The following is a 17,239-nucleotide window of genomic DNA, read 5'->3' on the forward strand; positions in this document are numbered from 1 at the left end:
AATTGGATTTTTATATGATTTTGCCGGAAGCATACTCCATATTTTCGTAGTCTTGATATATTCCGTCATGCTATTAATGCTTGCAGTCCATCATGTTTCAGAAATATCAAAATTGATTCCTTCAAACCATTGGCATTCACTTGGATTGTGTTTCCGGTGCGTTGAATTTATAACTTTTTATCCACTAAATTGGATAATAAAATTCTAATTTCTCCAGCAAAAGAGATATAGCTAAAGAGCTGTAAAATGAATTTAAAGACTGTAAAAAATAATCAAATAGTAGAAAAAGAGATGGCATAGAAGAATTTGAGAGATTTAATCACAAAACAGAAAAACGAAAAGGATTGAATATATAAAAGAAGCCAACTGCTTTCAAATGAGTAAGTTGGCTTAATTTATTTTATTCTCTGAATTTCTCTATTTCAATTACATCTTTTTTGTTATTATTTAATTTGAGTTCAATATAATAAAGTATTACGACATAGGCTCAAACTCCTTTTTAGCCCGAATAATCTCCCTCTGATCATTCTATTAAAGATTATTTCCTCTGCAAATTATCACTATGATTTCTTCATTCTTTGCATGTGCAAATCTCAATTAAAGAGAGATACAAAAACTTAGCGGACCTTTTTTGCTGTCCCTTTATAAAATCTCCAGGTTTGTTACTTGCTCATTCTTGTACACAACGAATAGGAAACCCGTACGCTCGATTACGGCTACTATTTAATGCTAAGTAGGTATTGTAGAAAAATAGGCTAACCCCATATCCTACGGGATGACTGAGGGACGACGTACTCCAGTAGTAACCTTCTACTTTAACATTTTCCAGGTTACCATTGGCGTAGTGACGTCTGCCGGAAGCCTGGAGTATCGCGCCAGACGTATGAGAAGCAAAAGAGCCAGCCCAAGTCCAAGGGCCGGGATTAGGATAATTAGAGCCTTTGAATAACTTCGTGAATTCTTCTTTGGTCGGCAATCTCCAGCTGCCCTTTAGGTAGTAGCGACATGGATCACCAACCCCTGCTTTCTCATTATCAGAGCCAGTAGCTGTAAATGGAACAGTGCCCGTTGTACCTTGCCAAATCTTTTTTGTATCTTTCCAATCCGCACTACCGTTAAAATTGGCTGGTTTTACAACGATAGAAAGGGGGGCTGTTGAACTCCAACCAATGAGTGAACCAAATTGGAAGAACAAACCGCTATCGGTAGGTGCGCCAATTTTTGCGCCATTATCCCCGTCGGCTACCAAGTTACCAAGCGCCACCTTTAAACCGTTGATTTCCGTATAATAAGGCGGTGAACCATCGAACTCCATCACATAGTGCATGTTGCGTGCAAAGTTAACTCCGTCTTTTTCAATGACTTTCGATTTACCACCCTCAAACGTAACTTCGGCACGAATCTTTTTAGAGCTCAGATCCGCAGGAAACATTGCGAAAGAGACTACCTTAGTTGTTTCTGTTGTATTATCGGTCACGCTCATAGAGAGCTCATTAACCAAAGTGCCGGATGTAGAAATTTCAGCAGTATTGAGCCCTACGGTTGCCGTAGTAGGAAAAACGGCTTCTGTACAACTCAGCCTCACGCTCTTTACCTTGCCGGGAGCTTTGGTGATATTCAGGTTCACGACGCTCATCACCTGCTTCATGCTTGCCGAGGCATTGATGGCTTCGCCGATGGCAGTAGCTGTACCCACTCCTACCATAAAACTGTTGCTGATGGCTCCACCCACTGTGTACGTTTGCGGATTGGGTAAAGTCAACAAAGTCGTGGCTGTTGTCGGGGTATCGCCTCCGGTAACAGTATAGGATGTTGAATTATACGGGTAGAAAGCATAGACTGTTTTGATACCTTCCGTCCATCCGATTACTTTGGCATTAAAGGGTACACTTTTGCCGGCAGTAGAGGTGGTCAACCGGCAATTTTCATTGCCGGCTACACTGTTCACCACTACACTGATTGCATCACCATCGCGCCACGAGAAGTACATCCTACTGCCATCGTCAGTATAGTCTGCACGAGTTTGTGGTCCGATGACTTGCATGGTCATTACTACCTGATGGGCTGCCTGCACATCAATGTCTTCCGTTATGTTTTTGTTACACCCTGTCATTCCGAGCATACATACAGCGATTCCTGCTGCGAAGAGTTTTGTTTTCATTCTTGTTTTTTTATTTTAATTATTACCAGTTCTGACGGCCGCCATTTTCACCTGACATCTGTAGGATGGGACCCTCTATTTCTATTACAATCACTTCTAAACGAGGAGCTTTATATTGCTCCATATACACGCCTTGTACATTATTTAATTTTTATTTATTTTTTAAGTTGATACGAATAAGTTGTTGAAATAAATAACTGTTTGTTTTGACTACAGTATTGTTGTTCAGTTACTTATTTCGTTTTTCTTTTTTAGTCTTTTTGAAAGTCAGTATATTAGAAGAATTGGGAATCATAAAAAGCTACTTGTTATTCTAATTATGATTCCCAAAAAGGAAAAGCGAAAAGAAACTTATTCTCTATGCGCTGTTTCAAAGTTTAGCCCCAGAAAATATCCTTAATCAGTTTTTCCGGGATAAGCATACAACACAACGACTGCTTCAATTAATTTGCCGCTTCCTAGTACAACCCGACCATCAGACCGCTCCTTGATAGATAAATCTTCCCATATCCCATGGTAAAATTTACCGTTATGTTTGTCGTCGGAGTCGGCCATAAATATATTTTTGATAAGACCCGTTTCAGTATTGTATGTAGCTCCCCAAAGAGTAGTGGCATGTCCCAGAAGCTCTAAGCCCACAACACCACGTTCTTTCAATCCGGTCACTACAAAATCAGAGAATTCTTTCAAGTTTCGAACAACTTTACTGTTGGCATATGTACCTTCAGAAAAAAAAGGTTTAGAGTCTGAGAATATTTCAGGATAATAGGTAGTAAAGTATTGAGGGATTCCCCTTAAGATAGCGCTCCCTCTATTTTTAAATTCACGCATATGGAATTCTTCAAACACGGCGAGCCTTCTGGATATTTCGTTTTCACGACCGGGTATAATCCCGTTGGGTGCTTTAGGCGGAAGAACTTTGCCTGCAGCGACATATCGATCTTGCCACCACTGTATCATATTACTCTCAGTGCAAGCCCAGCATAGCTCACTATCGCGCACGCGTGACTTATTTTGATCATACCAGCCCGATTCGAGACTCACTCCTTCAGCAAAAAGAACGACATCTCCCACAGGCTCAGGCTTGAGGGTTCCATCGAACTCCATCATGTAGTGCATGTTGCGCAAAAATTTAGTTCCGTCTTTCTCAATGATTTTCGATTTATCACCCTCAAACGTAATTTCAATGTGGATTTTCTTAGCGCTCAGGTCCGCAGGAAACATAGCGAAAGAGACTACCTTAGTTGCTTCCGTTGTATTATCGGTCACAGTCATGGAGAGTTCATTAGCCAAAGTGCCGGATGCCGAAACTTCAGCAGTACTAAGTGTGACGGTTGCCGTAGTAGGGAAAACGGCCTCTGTACAACTCAGTTTCACGCCCTTCACCTTGCCGGGTGCTTTAGTGATATTCAGGTTCACGATGCTCATCACCTGCTTCATGCTTGCCAAGGCATTGACGGTTTTGTTAGTGGCGGTAGCCGCACCCGCTCCTACCATAAAACTGTTGCCGATGGCACCACCCACCGTGTACATTTGCGGATTAGGCAGAGTCAAAAGAGTAGTGGCTGTTGCCGGGGCATCGCCCCCGGTAACGGTATAGGGTATTGAGTTATAGGGATAAAAAGCATAGATTGTTTTACCACCTTCTGCCCATCCGACTACCTTGCCACTAAAGGGTACGCTTTTGCCGGCAGTAGAGGTGATCAACCGACAGTTCCCATTGCCAGCTACACCGTTCACCACTACACTGATTGCATCACCATCGCTCCAGGAGAAGTTCATCGTACTGCCGTCATCAGTATAGTCCGCACGAGTTTGCGGCCCGGAGGCCTGCATGTCCATCGTTATCTGTTGGCCTACCTGCATATTGGTATCCTCCATCATGTCTTTGTTGCACCCGGTCATTCCGAGCATACATAAAGCGGCTCCTGCCGCAAAGAGTTTTGTTTTCATTCTCGTTTTTTTACTTTAATTATTACCAGTCCTGGCGGCCGCCATGTTCACCCGACATCTGTAGGATGGGACCTTCGATTTCCATCTCAATCACCTCCATACGAGGAGTTTCATACTGTTCCATATGTACGTCTTGCGTACCATTTTCAAATTCTTGTTTCATTCTCTTTGTTTTTTTAAAGTTAATAAAAAAATAAGAACCATTATTGGTTTCTTTCTATTGTAATAGTAGCAGCGAAGCTACTTACCGCCTGATTGCGATGCGTGATCAGTATAACGGTTTTTCCAGTCACTCTCGTAGCCAGCCGCTTAAGTAATGTACGTTCTGTTTTACCATCGAGAGACGAAGTGGCTCATCCAGCAACAAAATGCCACCTGGACGAAGTAAGCCTCGGGCAATGGCAAGTCGTTGGGCCTGTCCCTCGCTCAACCCAGCACCTCCCTCACCTAAATGGGTATCGAACCCGTCTTTCAGATCGAACACAAACTCTGCGACTGCTGCGTAAAGTACTTCCTTTAGTTCGGCTTCCGTAGCATGAGGATTACCTAACAACAGATTCTCACGTATCGTTCCGCTCAACAAGGTATTGCCTTGCGGTACATACACCAGATTGCAACGGGAAAGTGTGGAGGCAGCCACTTCTTCTGTGTCGTTATAAAGTGTAATGTACCCCTTTTCGGGAGTAAATAATGCCAGTATCAATCGAATTAGTGTACTTTTCCCGGCTCCTGTTTCCCCCACAAGGGCGGTGAAGCTCCCGGGAGTGAAATTGTATGTAAAGTTATTGATAACCTTATGAGATCCATCTGGATAACTAAAGCTGACCTCCTCCAAACGAACACCCACACTACCCGGCAGAAGTATGGGCTTACCCTGTTTTTCCGGCGGTAACGCATCAAGTTCTTCCAGCCGCTCCACCGAAGTGACTGACTGGAGGAAAGAAGGGATGTAACGGCTCAGTTCGACCACAGGACGTTGTACTTGCGCCACCAGTTGCAGGAAAGCGGTCATCATACCGAAAGTGACTGCCCCACTGAACAATCCTTGAATGCTCCATAGAAAAGTGGTAGCATATCCGATGGCAAAACCTGCTTGTACCACAGTACGTGAAAAGAGCGTAAAGTCCGTGCGGCGCATTACTTGCTGGTAAAGGGTGGTTTGCAAACCACTAAGAGCAGTAATGGTATGTGGTATGTGCTCCAGACAGCGGATAAGCGTACGGTGTTGCAGCCCCTCTTGCACATACGATTGTATGTGCTCTTCGGTGGAACGTATTTCGCCTGTAAAGTGGCGTATGCGCCTCAGGTAGATTTTGCTTAGTAGCAATGCCACAGGCATGATACCGACCAGTATCCAGGCCAGCGAGAGGTTGAGCACTGCCAGAAAACAGAAAGCTGCCACAAGTTGTACCACGATTCCAATAACCGAGGGTAATGCTGTACACAGCACATCGGTCACGATGCGGGTATCTTCCTCCATGCGGTTGAGCATTTCGCCCGTATGGAGTTGCTTCTTATCGGCCAGTGGGCTTTCCATAATACGTGCAAAAAGGCGATGGCGAAGCGTGTTTTTCAACCGCACGGAGTTCAGTAAATCGATTCGGGAGCCTATCGCCGAACAAAAGAGCTGAACTACGATACAGCATCCCATCAATGCGGCGTAACTCCAAAGCCCACCTCCGGCTTTGAAGGTGGCGATGTCTACCAGACGCTTGCTCACCCAGACAAAGGCGAGTGAGGCACATACATATCCCATTCCTGAAATGCTGCTCAGGACAATATGGGAACGAATTCCGTTGGAAGTACCCCAAAGCCAGCTGATGCACAATGCGGTTCTCATGTCTTGAGAGGATTTAACGTATCGGTAATTACCTGTTTTATACCTATATACACGTAATTACTCCATGCGGATACGGCTTCTTTAGGACTAATGAGAAAGAGCTTTCCGAAACGATTGCTCATTCGTCTGAACGAATGCACTTTACCGGCTATATACCCTTCGGGACGCTTCATTCGTGACGGAGCGAAAAAACCGAAATTACCGTCTACCTCAATCATACTGATAACCCGTGCAGCCTGCCTTGCATAGCGATCGGTGTAGAAAGGATATTCTTCACGGGGAAGTCCCAGCATATCGACGGCAATAGGCCCGAATATTTGCCAAGGATACCATAAACCGAAAGATTTCAGATCTCTTTCCATTTCTATACGGTTTATCTCGCTACGAAAGATATGCAGGTAGCGGACCCAGTCACATAACTGCCTCAATCCGATCCCTTCTCCTTGCGAAAAGTGATGCCAGGCATGATTGAAAATATAGAGTGCGTCGAAATTTACCGGTGGAAGCGATATGGCTGTGCCTTCTATCTCGACGCTACGCAAATGGTCGTTGTGTAAATGCTTGTGAGTCCAACGCTGGAAACGGGTATTTTGGCATGGTAGAACAAGGCGTTCGGCTATGCGGTGTAACTCCACCGTTACGTCCCCGTGTTTGAAATGATAATGCTTTTCGCTTTCTATACCTTCTTTAGTCCCTGTCCACTGCCGGACGACTTCACAGGCCTTGTCGTAATCTCTTTGCCCGATATACAGATCAATATCTCCGCACATGCGGAGATAGGGGGCTATATAGTTGGTGGCAACTCCTTGTCCTTTGAGCAATACCGGGTGGATACCGTTTTGTCTGAGTAGCTTCACGGCTACAGCCAATGTCCGGTTTAGAAGAGCATGGCTGCGGATAGTCACAGTTGTTACATCACGCAACCTCTTTGCAACCGATACAGGGGGGAGCAACAACAGGGCAGCATCCCTGTTCCTGTAGCTACAAGCCCCAATACAGTTTGCCGGGCAGCATGTATAAAAATAGTTTCCCAGTCGGTCTGACCGGAAAACAATGCTACGTCTGCGGGTGTATTCCATAATCCGGCACGCAGCAATGCCAGAAATATTTGTTGTTCGCTGTTCATTGGCCTACTCTTGTACGATTCCGATTGTTATCCACTTGCGGGCAATAGCAAAGGCATCCCTTTGAGCTATAGCTGGATCAATGCGGAAGCGTTCCGTTAGTAAAACGGCTAAATCATCTATCGAAAACACTTTGCCTTCTACCGATTGCCACAAATAGGCTGCCGTGGTATTAAGCGTGATGAGCTTGTTAAAATCAATCTGTCCAATGCCTTCGCCTATGATGGTGGCTTGTCCCATTACCTGGCGCAGCCTGAATCCTTCTATTATTCTCATATCGATTTGTTTTTCAGTTTATTTGTTTATATATGCCCAACAGATATCTTCTGATGGGTAATAATGCTTTCCAGACTGCTGCTTTCCTTCGTTGGGCAGGGGCGGTGCAGTCTATTATTTTTTCCCTTTTTATAATCCGGATGGCCTGTCCTGCAATGGCTTCCTCGGTACATATTTCTTTGTCGTACAGATTGCCGTCGCCCATCAGGGTGATATAGCCATGGCGCATAGCGATGATGCGGTGAAGTACATACCGGCTGTCATCCAGTGTTGCCAGTACGATGTCTCCTATCGTTAATTTCGATATGTTTGCCGCTTGCAGCACCACGCTGTCGTGTTCGCCCGTAATAAAGGGTAGCATACTGTTTTCTTTTACTTTTATGATTACGGTGTCACCCTCTTTTAGCAGGTGGATAATTTCGGGCAACAGCACATTGTTGGGTAAAGTCACTCTTTGCATTGTTTCTCCTTTCTGACCACCGATGCGCAGAGCCGGGCTGCTGCTTTATCGGGCAGGCATTCCAGCCGCAGGCAAGATACGCGGGAAATGATCTTTTGTAAGGTGCGGTCTTTTCCGTCAGCCAGTGTTTTTTCCCATGCGATGCCTGTGCTACTTGTGAACAGTGAGGCATACGACTCAATGGGGGAAAGAATTCTGATAGAGTTGGCAGGAGCTTGTTTTATTCTCACGATAGCACCGATGGGGGCGCTTTCGTTGTGGTAGCAAGATGTTTTCCCACTCCACGGACTGCCATAAGCGATGGCATTTCCTTGTGGGTCTATACGTATGACGGGATGGTCATCGTTGAGATGCTTCGTTCCACTAATGTCTTGAAGCCACAGGCGGCTATGGGTACTCTTTCCTGTGCCGCTACGCCCTAGGAAGAGATAGGCTTTGCCCTCATTCACCACTGCCGAGGCATGCATCAATAGTGTGTCCAGAGAGGTGGTGGAAAGCATGTAGCAAAGCATCAAGGCACTGTTCAAACCGTATAACCGCTGCATGTCATGGCCCGAAAGGTTTACTTCGGCTGTGTGGAAATCATCGCTTATTTGTAATCGGCTGTTCAGTTTGTTGGTAAAAGGAGTGCGCATTTCGAATAGGTAGCCACAAGTAGTACGATACACATCCAGCTTTGCTTCTTCTTCTCTTAGGTTGGAATCTCTGAGAATAAGGTCTGCTTCTTTTGGGGAGATAAAGTCGCCTACCGTTAATACGAAAAGAACTTGGCGGTCTGGCAATATCTCGAACGGAGAATAAGCAGGAGCCATGCCCTGCCATACATTTTCACTCTCCGCCATCGTTATGCGGAAAGTGTGCCCGGCCACTGTATAAAATTTTGTTTTATTCATGATGCGGGGAATTTAAACACAAGATCTCCCCCAAACAAAATTATTCCTCTTTTTAGTGTGGGTGGGGGGAATGTTCTAATTTAATGATTTCCAGGTATATTATTAGCATAAATATATCGGTGTGTGAATATAGAGAGCTTTGTAATGTCCAAATTCTCAGGTATAAAAATAACAGCAATGTTCACTTTTTCCGTTCCGCCCAATCTGCTTTAAAAACGGACGGCTTCTTCTTGATGTTTTTAACGTTTATGTTACACATTGCATGAATTTACCACTAATATGGTACTTTTGCATGGGGTACAAAACTAATTGAATGTCCTAATCGCTCCAAGTATTTAAATAAAAATTCAATATTTTTATGAATCAGTAGTTACAGTTTGATTCTGGGTTTTAAAGATAAAATAAATGCAATGGTAATTTTATTCATCGTATGTACTAAATGTTAAGTTGTTGATCTGTCCCTCATCACCCTTGTACTGTTTTAAATAGAGAGACAATTCTGACTGACAGAAATCATACGTTTTAAAGAGCCCATGCCCTGAATGCTTTTTGTTGCAAGCATGGGTAATGAAAATTTATATATGTAAATATTTTACCTTTTCTTTCCTCCTCCACTCTCTTTTTATACTTCTGGAACGATTTCATGAAAGTATCTTCATGCTTTTCATCTATATGATATTTTTGCATCATGCTGTGTAGTTCAGTTTTTAGCATAATTTCTATCTCCTCTTCGATGATGACTATACTATCATGTCCCAGATATTTGTATGTTTCCGGATCCTTTTCATATCTTGGGTCTGGAATGACAAGCGTAAAATTACCGTTTTCTTTCCATGAAACATTTTGTGGATGTCTGACTGTGAGGTTTTTGATTGCAGGTACAAGACAAAAGTTTCTCTATTTCCAGGCATTTAGGATGTTCTTCATATTTCTTTAGTATGTTTAATGGAGTATTTGCTTTAATATCAGTCTTTTCTCTTTTCTTTTGTATCCACTGATTGCCTTCGCTGTCAGCCATAATATGGCTTGGTTTCGGGTTAAATACATTTATGAAAGCTAATTCTGTGAAATAACAGGAAACAAAGATATCCCGATAAACCAGTAGCCGCTCTATCTCAAATTCTTTTTATAGATTTTGATGATTTTGTTAGGCGTTAACGTGTCTTTCTCTACAATTACCTCTGTATTCTTTATATTAGCAATAGGATTCACCAGAATCCAGGCATTATCTAATCCTATAATCTTCCTGAAGCACTTCATATATTAGTCACAGTATTCTGCCATAATCCCGTATTACCATGCGCCTTGATCCGCTCTAATCCCATTTATTTTCCTATTCTTGGAAAAGAAAAATCCCCGAACTTCTTTGAAATTCAGGGATTTACATCGTTTTTCTTTCTTAAAAAGTGGTGCCACCAGGAATCGAACCGGGGACACAAGGATTTTCAGTCCTTTGCTCTACCAACTGAGCTATGGCACCTTTCTTGTTTGCGGTTGCAAAGGTAGTGAAAGTTTTTAATTCTGCAAATCTTAGCACAATAAAAAACACTGATAAAAAGCTATATTGCTTATTATCAGTGTTCTTATTACTGAACTTTTTTATTTATTCTCTTGTAGCGGATTCCATCCCTGAGCTTTTAGCTCGAATTCCTGGCCATCGCGTGTGATAAGTGCACAGCCTAATTCGGGCTTTGTGATGTGACCGATCAAACGAACACCTTCCATTTCCGATATCTTTTCGTGATCGGCAATAGGAACGGTGAAAAGCAGTTCATAATCTTCACCGCCATTCATAGCACATGTGGTGAGATTCATGTTGAACTCTTCTGCCATAACAGCTGTTTGATAATCAATGGGGATGTGTTCCTCGTAGACGCGGCAACCTGCCTTACTTTGAGTGCAAATATGCAATAGTTCCGAGGAAAGACCGTCAGAAATGTCCATCATTGAAGTCGGGACGATATTTGCAGTAGCCAGTTTCTCAATAATGTCTTTGCGGGCTTCGGGTTTGAGCTGACGTTCCAACAAATACTCTTTTCCGGAGAAATCCGGCTGAGCATCCTGTTCACCTTTAAAGACCGCTTTTTCACGCTCTAACAGTTGCAACCCCATATAGGCCGCACCTAAGTCACCACTGACGCAAATCAGATCGGTGTCCTTAGCACCGTTGCGGTAAACTACTTTATCCTTATCTGACTCACCAATGCAGGTGATGCTGATTGCAAATCCTGTCAAGGAAGAAGTAGTGTCACCACCTACGATATCCACCTTGTATTGCTGACACGCCAAACGGAGACCGGCATAAAATTCATCCATATCTTCCACGCTGAAGCGTTTGGAGAGGGCAAGTGAAACTGTGATCTGCTTCGGTGTCCCGTTCATCGCATAGATGTCGGAGAAGTTGACAACAGCGGCTTTGTAACCCAAATGTTTCAACGGTGTGTAAGTCAAGTCAAAATGTACCCCTTCCATTAACAGGTCGGTGGTGACCAATACCTGCTTATCGGCAGGATAGGAGAGGACGGCGGCATCGTCACCCACACCATATTTGCTCGATTCGTTTTCTAATTTAATTCCTTCGGTGAGGTGCTTGATCAGACCGAACTCACCCAAGGTTGCTATTTCTGTTCTCATATATCTTAGTTTATGAAAAAAAGTATCTATGCACGGTTTATCAGCTCACGCATAATGGTGGTTATCTTCGGTTGGGCAGCGTCGGCTGCTTTCTGAACCTCTTCGTGTGATACTTCTACAATCTTGCCTTCTACTCCGAGATCAGTCACTACTGATATACCGAATACCTTAATGCCACAATGGTTGGCAACAATTACTTCGGGGACAGTAGACATACCTACTGCATCGGCACCCAAGATATGAAACAACTTGTATTCAGCCGGTGTTTCGAATGTTGGACCCTGTGTACCGATGTATATGCCATGTTGCACTTTAATACCTTTTTCTGCTGCAATAGCATCTGCCTTGCGTATCAGTTCTTTGTCGTAGGCTTCACTCATATCCGGAAAACGCGGCCCATACGGAATGTTTTTACCCCGTAGGGGATGTTCGGGGAAATAATTTATGTGGTCGGTAATAATCATCAGGTCTCCGATTTCAAAGTCGGGATTAGTACCGCCACTGGCATTGGATACAAATAAAGTTTTGATGCCCAGCTCACGCATCACACGTACCGGAAAAGTCACTTCTTTCATGGAGTACCCCTCGTAGTAATGGAAGCGGCCTTGCATCGCCATGATTTCTTTATTGCCGAGTTTACCGAAAATCAGTTTTCCGCTATGTCCTTCTACGGTAGACACCGGAAAGTTGGGAATATCCTCATACTTTATTTCATACTTTTCAGTAATTTCATTTGCCAAACTGCCAAGTCCGGTTCCCAGAATGATTGCTGTCTCAGGGCTTGTGTGCATCTTCCCTTTCAGGAAGGCTGCCGTTTCTTGTATTTTCTCTAACATAGCCAATAATGTGTTGGTTAAAATTATCTTGTTGATTTTGTAATATTTCTACTTCGATGGGCAGGGCATAAATAAATGGTTTTAGTTCTGCATCCAGTGCCCGATGGTCTATCAGACGGGTGGCATCTTTCTCGGTAGTGATAATCAGACGCCGTCCTTCTTTCAAATTACCGAACTTCTCTTTAATTAGCGACATGTCTCGCTGGCTGAAGCTATGGTGATCGTCAAAAGCGAGTAGGTCGATGTTCCGTGTATACATTTCCAGTTCCCGGATGATAGCATCCGGAGACGCGATTCCGGTTATCACTAGTATCTGTTCATCTGCTTGCAAGGACGATAGTTCCCTTTCTCTTACGGCAGTACAAACAGGAAAGACCGCTTGTAATTTGCCGTATCGGAATGACGAGAAATAAAGTTGTTGATAGGGGAATAGATTCAACCGTTTTGCGATGATATTATGATCGATAGGCTTGATATCCGGCGGACATTTGGTTACAATGACTATTTGTGCCCTGTTTTTCCCCCGGGTAGATTCCCGTAAACGTCCGGCAGGCATTAAAGCATCGTCACAGAACAGGCGATGATAATCTGTCAGAAGAATATTCAGTCCCGCTTTCACATATCGGTGTTGGAATGCATCATCCAGTAAGATAACTTCGATAGAAGGCTCTTGCAATGTGAGCAATTTTTCGATACCATGACAACGGTCTTCGTCCACTGCAACTCGTATGTCGGAAAACTTCGATTTTATTTGATAGGGTTCGTCACCAATGCTACGAGCATTGCTCTCTGCTGTTGAAAGTATGAATCCTTTCGTATGGCGCTTGTATCCACGGCTCAGTACGGCTACCCGGAAGTTGCGATGGAGCAGCTTTATCAGATACTCTGTGTGCGGTGTTTTGCCTGTGCCGCCCACGGCGATATTCCCGATACAAATCACGGGAATGTCAAAACTCTTTGACTGAAGTTTACCCCAGTCAAAGAGTTTATTTCTCAGTGCTACCCCCATTCCATAGAGCCATGAAACGGGATATAGCCATTTATGTATCTTAATAGAGCTTTCTTCCATGTAGTTCGCTATTTCACATTCAGTTCAAACGGGACACGTGCCTGAATCATGGCGCGTTCTTTTATATTTCTTAATAGATTGAAATCCTTGTAATAGTCTCCTAACTGGCTTTTCAGCACTTGGGATTCTACATAGTTATTGGGTTGGACATCGAGTAATGTGGATAGAATATCCTTTTTGGTAGGATAAGATACAATGGTATAGCCTTTCAATTCGGCTTTCCGTGCTGCAATTTCCAGTGCTTTGTCGATTCCACCCAGTTCGTCTACCAGTCCGATTCCTTTGGCCATTTCTCCGGTCCATACGCGTCCTTCAGCTATTTTTTCAATACCTTCTTTGGTCATATGGCGACCTTCGGCACAACGACTTACAAACAGGTCATATCCCTGGCTGATCATCATTTGCAGCAATGCTCTTTCATCACCGTTCACAGGACGCATCAGGTTACCGAAATCTGAAAATTTATTGGTTTTTACCACGTCAAATGTTAGTCCGATCTTTTCCGTCAATCCTTTGACGTTCGGGATCATGCCGAAAATTCCGATAGAACCGGTTAAGGTAGTTGGCTCGGCTATGATGCTGTCGGCTGCGCAAGAGATGTAATATCCGCCGGATGCGGCATAGTCACCCATCGAAACAATTACTGGTTTGTTAGCTTTTAATTCTTTTACGGCATGCCAGATCTGTTCGGATGCAAATGCGCTTCCTCCCGGAGAATTAACACGCAGTACGACTGCCTTTACGTTATCATCCTCTTTTAGCTTACGCAGGTCACGAATCATTTTGCTCCCTACAATTCCTTCGTCGGATGTCGCCGATCCGTCATAGTCAGTTATTTCACCGGATGCATAGTAGACAGCCAGAATATCACCGCTTTTATCTTTAGGTACACTCTTTTTGATGTTGATCATATCATCGAGCCCTAATATCGGCAGGCGGTCGTCTTCGTTGATTTTTACAAGTGTTTTCAGATAGCTGCGTACGTTATTCTGATAAATCAGGGTATCGGCCAATCCGCATTTCACGCTTTCGTCCGATGGGTAAAACATAAGCATGCGATCTGCATACGCATTCAGTGAGTCTTTTTCTATTTTGCGTGAAGCCGAAACACCATCCAGTATTTGGTTCCAGGTTGAACCGATGAATGCCGTAACTTGCTCTTTATTGGCCGGAGACATTTCGGTTGAAGTGAACGGTTCTACAGCCGATTTGTAAGTACCTACCTTGAATACCTGCATTTCAATTCCCAATTTCTGTAATAGGTCTTTGTAGAAAATGGGAGCTGAAGCGAGTCCTCGCCATTCAATCATGCCTTTAGGGTTAAGCATTACTTTGTCGGCAACACTCGATAGGTAATAAAGCCCCTGCGTATAATTGTCACTGTATGCTACAACGAATTTGCCACTTTCCTTGAAATCTTCCAAAGCGGTCCGTATTGCCTGTAATGAGGCATAAGGGGCATCCAGCCATGAAGCCTGTATATAAATGCCTTTTATATTATCATTTTCTTTAGCTTTTTTGATTGAAGCTAATATGTCGTCCAGTCCGTATGTGTTGCCCGCTTCACCGGTGAATTTTCCCAATAGCCCTTCTAAACTCTCTTGAGTGCGCTCTACCAATGTGCCTTTTAAGTCGAGCATCATTACGGAATTTTTTTTCACTACTGTTTCGGTATCCGATGACGAAATGATGCCGACAAGCGTCGCAATTCCGATGATAAACAAAACAATGCCCGATAGTACGATACCGGTCAATGTAGCAAGCGTAAATTTAAAGAAATCTTTCATTGTACATATTGTTTTTATGCCAGCTTTTTTAAAGCTAACAAAGATAAATAATTGAGTTGAAATTCATCCCATAAGTCGCATAGTTTTTTGTTTTGTCACGGTCGGAGTGCATAAAATATGATTATTTAGGTATGTCTGCGGAGTAGAGGAAAGGTGATTATTACAGTGAGGAGTAACAATAAAAAGAGGAAACTACCCGGACGGAGTATTCCCTCTTTCCATTCTTGAAGAAACCATTATTTATTTCTTAAGAAACGATTCTTTCATTCTGGCAATATCAGTCAGATAATCCTGTAAGTCCTGTTCATGCTCTTCTTCTTCAGCCAGGATATGTTTGGCGATGTCACATGTGGTGTAATCTTTACCGTTTGTAAAGTTGGCAATCTCCTGATAACGGAGAATGGCGCAACGCTCTGAAGAAACGTTTTGGTTCAGTAGGCTGACAGAGTCGAATGCTGTTGGAGAATCGTATTTGCAGCGGGCCAGTTCAAACCATTTTTTCGGATCGAGTACCGGAACACCTTCCAATTCGATGATTCGGTCTGCTATCAATTGTGCGTGGTGACGTTCTTCTTCAGCATGTTCTTCGAACTCACCTTGTACGTCTGCGCGCATAGCACCTTCCACTACCAATGCACCTACCCAATATTGATAGTATGCCAACCATTCTTCAGATAATGCAGCATTCAGCTGATCAATCAAACTTTTTACATCGAGCTTTCCTTGCAGGATTTTTACACTTTCTTTAGCCATAATTCTTTTGGTTTAGGTTATAAAAATTAAGTTGGTTAAGTAACATGGGGCAGGGGATTTTGTTTCCTGAAAGGGTGATTTTAACAGGAAGACATTTGCTTTAGGGATATTTGAAGACGTGCTTTCTTTTTATGTCCGATTCTTAATCTATGATCCAATCTTTGATACTTTCTTTCTTTAACTTGTGCCTGTCCTGCTATTCTCTTGTCTTTTGTAATTGCACTCCTCCCGCTTCCGCTCCAAACCTTACTTTTGAAAATCCGCTGCACCCATACTTGTTCTAATCGCAACTATCCCTTTCGGCCCACTACTTATCTCTTTCTCAAAAAAATAACCCCTTGTCTCTCTATTGTATTCATTCTCAATCCTTTTCTCTCTTTCGTTTCTTCTCCTCCCGTCACTTGATTTAACAGGGGGTTAAATCAAGCCTTTTGTCTTCAAATAACAAGTCTTTTCGAAGCAAAAGCTTTGTTATTTCCGCCCCTAAAATAAATGTCTCCCCAACTGCATTAACAATGTTAACGTTTGGATTCCGTTCAATTCCCATTCAATTCCCATTCAATTCCCGTCAAAATACCGCCGTATTTTCTGTTTAACTCCCGTTTAAATTCCGTCAAGCTCCCGTTAAATCCCCTATTTTTCTCCGCAATTCCACCCCAAAACACTCGTTCTCCTCCCTTTCGTAGCACATATCCTTTCCTTTATCTCCTGAAAATTCCCCCTCTATATATTATAATAATGTGTCCCCTTGGCCCTCCCTTTTCCCTTCTTTTTAAAGTATGCTCTAAAACCTGCCTCTCCCTCAGTCCTTTACATCTAAATTTATATTTTTATGAAAAAAAACTTCCTTATATATTTGCCTTGTATTGGTAAATCGCGTACTTTTGCACCCGCTTTCCAAGAGAGGGAGAGCCGATTGAAATTGACATGTTGCAAGTGCGTATTGATTGCCTTAACGGATAACCAAAATAATCTCCTTTTTCTTTGGAGTTTAATATTAAAATTCGTTATCTTTGCAGTCCGATTCGCGATAAAAGGCGTTTATTCCGGTGCCTTTCCCTTTCGCTAAGAGAGTCAGAGAACAGACCGGGAAAACATTTTAAAAAAAAACTTCCAAAAACATTTGGTGTTTTAAAATAAACCTTTTACCTTTGCACCCGCTTTTGAAACGAAGCGCAATCGAAAAGAAGAGTTCTTTGAAAAATTGATAAACAATACAAGTAGTACAAGTAAATTTAGAACCGTCAATACTTATTATATAGGTATATGAAAAATGACCGTCAATAAATTTTCGACATCCTGAACAGAGCTAATATTATCCCTTACGGGATATATAACAATACTTTTACAATGAAGAGTTTGATCCTGGCTCAGGATGAACGCTAGCTACAGGCTTAACACATGCAAGTCGAGGGGCATCAGGAAGAAAGCTTGCTTTCTTTGCTGGCGACCG

Annotated in this window: 13 protein-coding genes, 1 tRNA gene and 1 rRNA gene; 1 reads left to right on the forward strand and 14 read right to left on the reverse strand. The window is 43.0% G+C overall.

All coding sequences use genetic code 11. The features are described from left to right. Positions 1 to 670 precede the first annotated feature (670 nt). The 14 genes from KO473_RS09890 to KO473_RS09955 all read right to left on the reverse strand — a co-directional run bounded on the left by KO473_RS09890 (position 671) and on the right by KO473_RS09955 (position 15,786). Positions 671 to 2,161, reverse strand: coding sequence for a hypothetical protein (locus KO473_RS09890; protein ID WP_005821390.1), 1,491 nt, complete (start codon positions 2,159 to 2,161; stop codon positions 671 to 673). 396 nt (positions 2,162 to 2,557) lie between these two features. Beyond that, positions 2,558 to 4,114, reverse strand: a complete 1,557-nt coding sequence (locus KO473_RS09895) for an IdeS/Mac family cysteine endopeptidase (RefSeq protein ID WP_005821389.1) — start codon at positions 4,112 to 4,114, stop codon at positions 2,558 to 2,560. Between the two features lie 22 nt (positions 4,115 to 4,136). Beyond that, positions 4,137 to 4,277: a hypothetical protein gene (locus KO473_RS09900; RefSeq protein WP_005782564.1), complete on the reverse strand. Its 141-nt coding sequence runs from the start codon at positions 4,275 to 4,277 to the stop codon at positions 4,137 to 4,139. A gap of 126 nt (positions 4,278 to 4,403) precedes the next feature. Further along, positions 4,404 to 5,954, reverse strand: coding sequence for an ABC transporter ATP-binding protein (locus KO473_RS09905; RefSeq protein WP_005782562.1), 1,551 nt, complete (start codon positions 5,952 to 5,954; stop codon positions 4,404 to 4,406). Further along, positions 5,951 to 7,033 (reverse strand): nucleotidyltransferase family protein, encoded by a 1,083-nt coding sequence (locus tag KO473_RS09910; protein WP_005821388.1) that lies wholly within the window; start codon positions 7,031 to 7,033, stop codon positions 5,951 to 5,953. The genes KO473_RS09905 and KO473_RS09910 overlap by 4 nt, the downstream gene beginning before the upstream one ends. Positions 7,034 to 7,084: 51 nt before the next feature. Beyond that, complete coding sequence (locus tag KO473_RS09915) at positions 7,085 to 7,354, reverse strand: PqqD family protein (protein ID WP_005782558.1); 270 nt, start codon at positions 7,352 to 7,354, stop codon at positions 7,085 to 7,087. A gap of 13 nt (positions 7,355 to 7,367) precedes the next feature. After that, complete coding sequence (locus KO473_RS09920) at positions 7,368 to 7,814, reverse strand: S24/S26 family peptidase (protein WP_005782556.1); 447 nt, start codon at positions 7,812 to 7,814, stop codon at positions 7,368 to 7,370. Continuing rightward, complete coding sequence (locus tag KO473_RS09925) at positions 7,802 to 8,707, reverse strand: hypothetical protein (protein ID WP_005821387.1); 906 nt, start codon at positions 8,705 to 8,707, stop codon at positions 7,802 to 7,804. The genes KO473_RS09920 and KO473_RS09925 overlap by 13 nt, the downstream gene beginning before the upstream one ends. Positions 8,708 to 10,114: 1,407 nt before the next feature. Further along, positions 10,115 to 10,187: transfer RNA gene (locus KO473_RS09930), tRNA-Phe, on the reverse strand. Between the two features lie 119 nt (positions 10,188 to 10,306). Continuing rightward, positions 10,307 to 11,341 (reverse strand): thiamine-phosphate kinase, encoded by a 1,035-nt coding sequence (gene thiL, locus KO473_RS09935; RefSeq protein WP_005782550.1) that lies wholly within the window; start codon positions 11,339 to 11,341, stop codon positions 10,307 to 10,309. A 26-nt stretch (positions 11,342 to 11,367) separates the two neighbouring features. Continuing rightward, on the reverse strand, positions 11,368 to 12,177 hold the full coding sequence (locus KO473_RS09940) for a purine-nucleoside phosphorylase (RefSeq protein ID WP_005821382.1): 810 nt from the start codon (positions 12,175 to 12,177) through the stop codon (positions 11,368 to 11,370). Then, a complete protein-coding gene (gene lpxK / locus KO473_RS09945; RefSeq protein ID WP_005821381.1) occupies positions 12,116 to 13,246 on the reverse strand; it encodes a tetraacyldisaccharide 4'-kinase in 1,131 nt (376 codons plus the stop codon). Before lpxK ends, KO473_RS09940 begins: the two co-directional genes overlap by 62 nt. 8 nt (positions 13,247 to 13,254) lie before the next feature. Next, positions 13,255 to 15,033 (reverse strand): signal peptide peptidase SppA, encoded by a 1,779-nt coding sequence (gene sppA / locus KO473_RS09950; protein ID WP_005807878.1) that lies wholly within the window; start codon positions 15,031 to 15,033, stop codon positions 13,255 to 13,257. A 240-nt stretch (positions 15,034 to 15,273) separates the two neighbouring features. After that, positions 15,274 to 15,786, reverse strand: coding sequence for a ferritin-like domain-containing protein (locus tag KO473_RS09955; RefSeq protein ID WP_005782541.1), 513 nt, complete (start codon positions 15,784 to 15,786; stop codon positions 15,274 to 15,276). A 1,347-nt stretch (positions 15,787 to 17,133) separates the two neighbouring features. On the opposite strand from KO473_RS09955, the gene KO473_RS09960 reads away from it, so the two are divergent. Further along, positions 17,134 to 17,239, forward strand: a 16S ribosomal RNA gene (locus KO473_RS09960); the annotation flags it as partial.

Source organism: Bacteroides sp. HF-4919, from assembly GCF_018860125.1.

Excerpts from the sequence above, each read along its gene's own strand:
- KO473_RS09895 (WP_005821389.1), bottom strand. The coding sequence starts at position 4,114 with ATGAAAACAAAACTCTTTGCGGCAGGAGCCGCTTTATGTATGCTCGGA.
- KO473_RS09915 (WP_005782558.1), bottom strand. The coding sequence starts at position 7,354 with ATGAGAATAATAGAAGGATTCAGGCTGCGCCAGGTAATGGGACAAGCC.
- KO473_RS09900 (WP_005782564.1), bottom strand. The coding sequence starts at position 4,277 with ATGAAACAAGAATTTGAAAATGGTACGCAAGACGTACATATGGAACAG.
- KO473_RS09925 (WP_005821387.1), bottom strand. The coding sequence starts at position 8,707 with ATGAATAAAACAAAATTTTATACAGTGGCCGGGCACACTTTCCGCATA.
- KO473_RS09905 (WP_005782562.1), bottom strand. The coding sequence starts at position 5,954 with ATGAGAACCGCATTGTGCATCAGCTGGCTTTGGGGTACTTCCAACGGA.
- KO473_RS09920 (WP_005782556.1), bottom strand. The coding sequence starts at position 7,814 with ATGCAAAGAGTGACTTTACCCAACAATGTGCTGTTGCCCGAAATTATC.
- thiL (WP_005782550.1), bottom strand. The coding sequence starts at position 11,341 with ATGAGAACAGAAATAGCAACCTTGGGTGAGTTCGGTCTGATCAAGCAC.
- KO473_RS09940 (WP_005821382.1), bottom strand. The coding sequence starts at position 12,177 with ATGTTAGAGAAAATACAAGAAACGGCAGCCTTCCTGAAAGGGAAGATG.
- lpxK (WP_005821381.1), bottom strand. The coding sequence starts at position 13,246 with ATGGAAGAAAGCTCTATTAAGATACATAAATGGCTATATCCCGTTTCA.
- KO473_RS09910 (WP_005821388.1), bottom strand. The coding sequence starts at position 7,033 with ATGGAATACACCCGCAGACGTAGCATTGTTTTCCGGTCAGACCGACTG.
- KO473_RS09955 (WP_005782541.1), bottom strand. The coding sequence starts at position 15,786 with ATGGCTAAAGAAAGTGTAAAAATCCTGCAAGGAAAGCTCGATGTAAAA.
- sppA (WP_005807878.1), bottom strand. The coding sequence starts at position 15,033 with ATGAAAGATTTCTTTAAATTTACGCTTGCTACATTGACCGGTATCGTA.
- KO473_RS09890 (WP_005821390.1), bottom strand. The coding sequence starts at position 2,161 with ATGAAAACAAAACTCTTCGCAGCAGGAATCGCTGTATGTATGCTCGGA.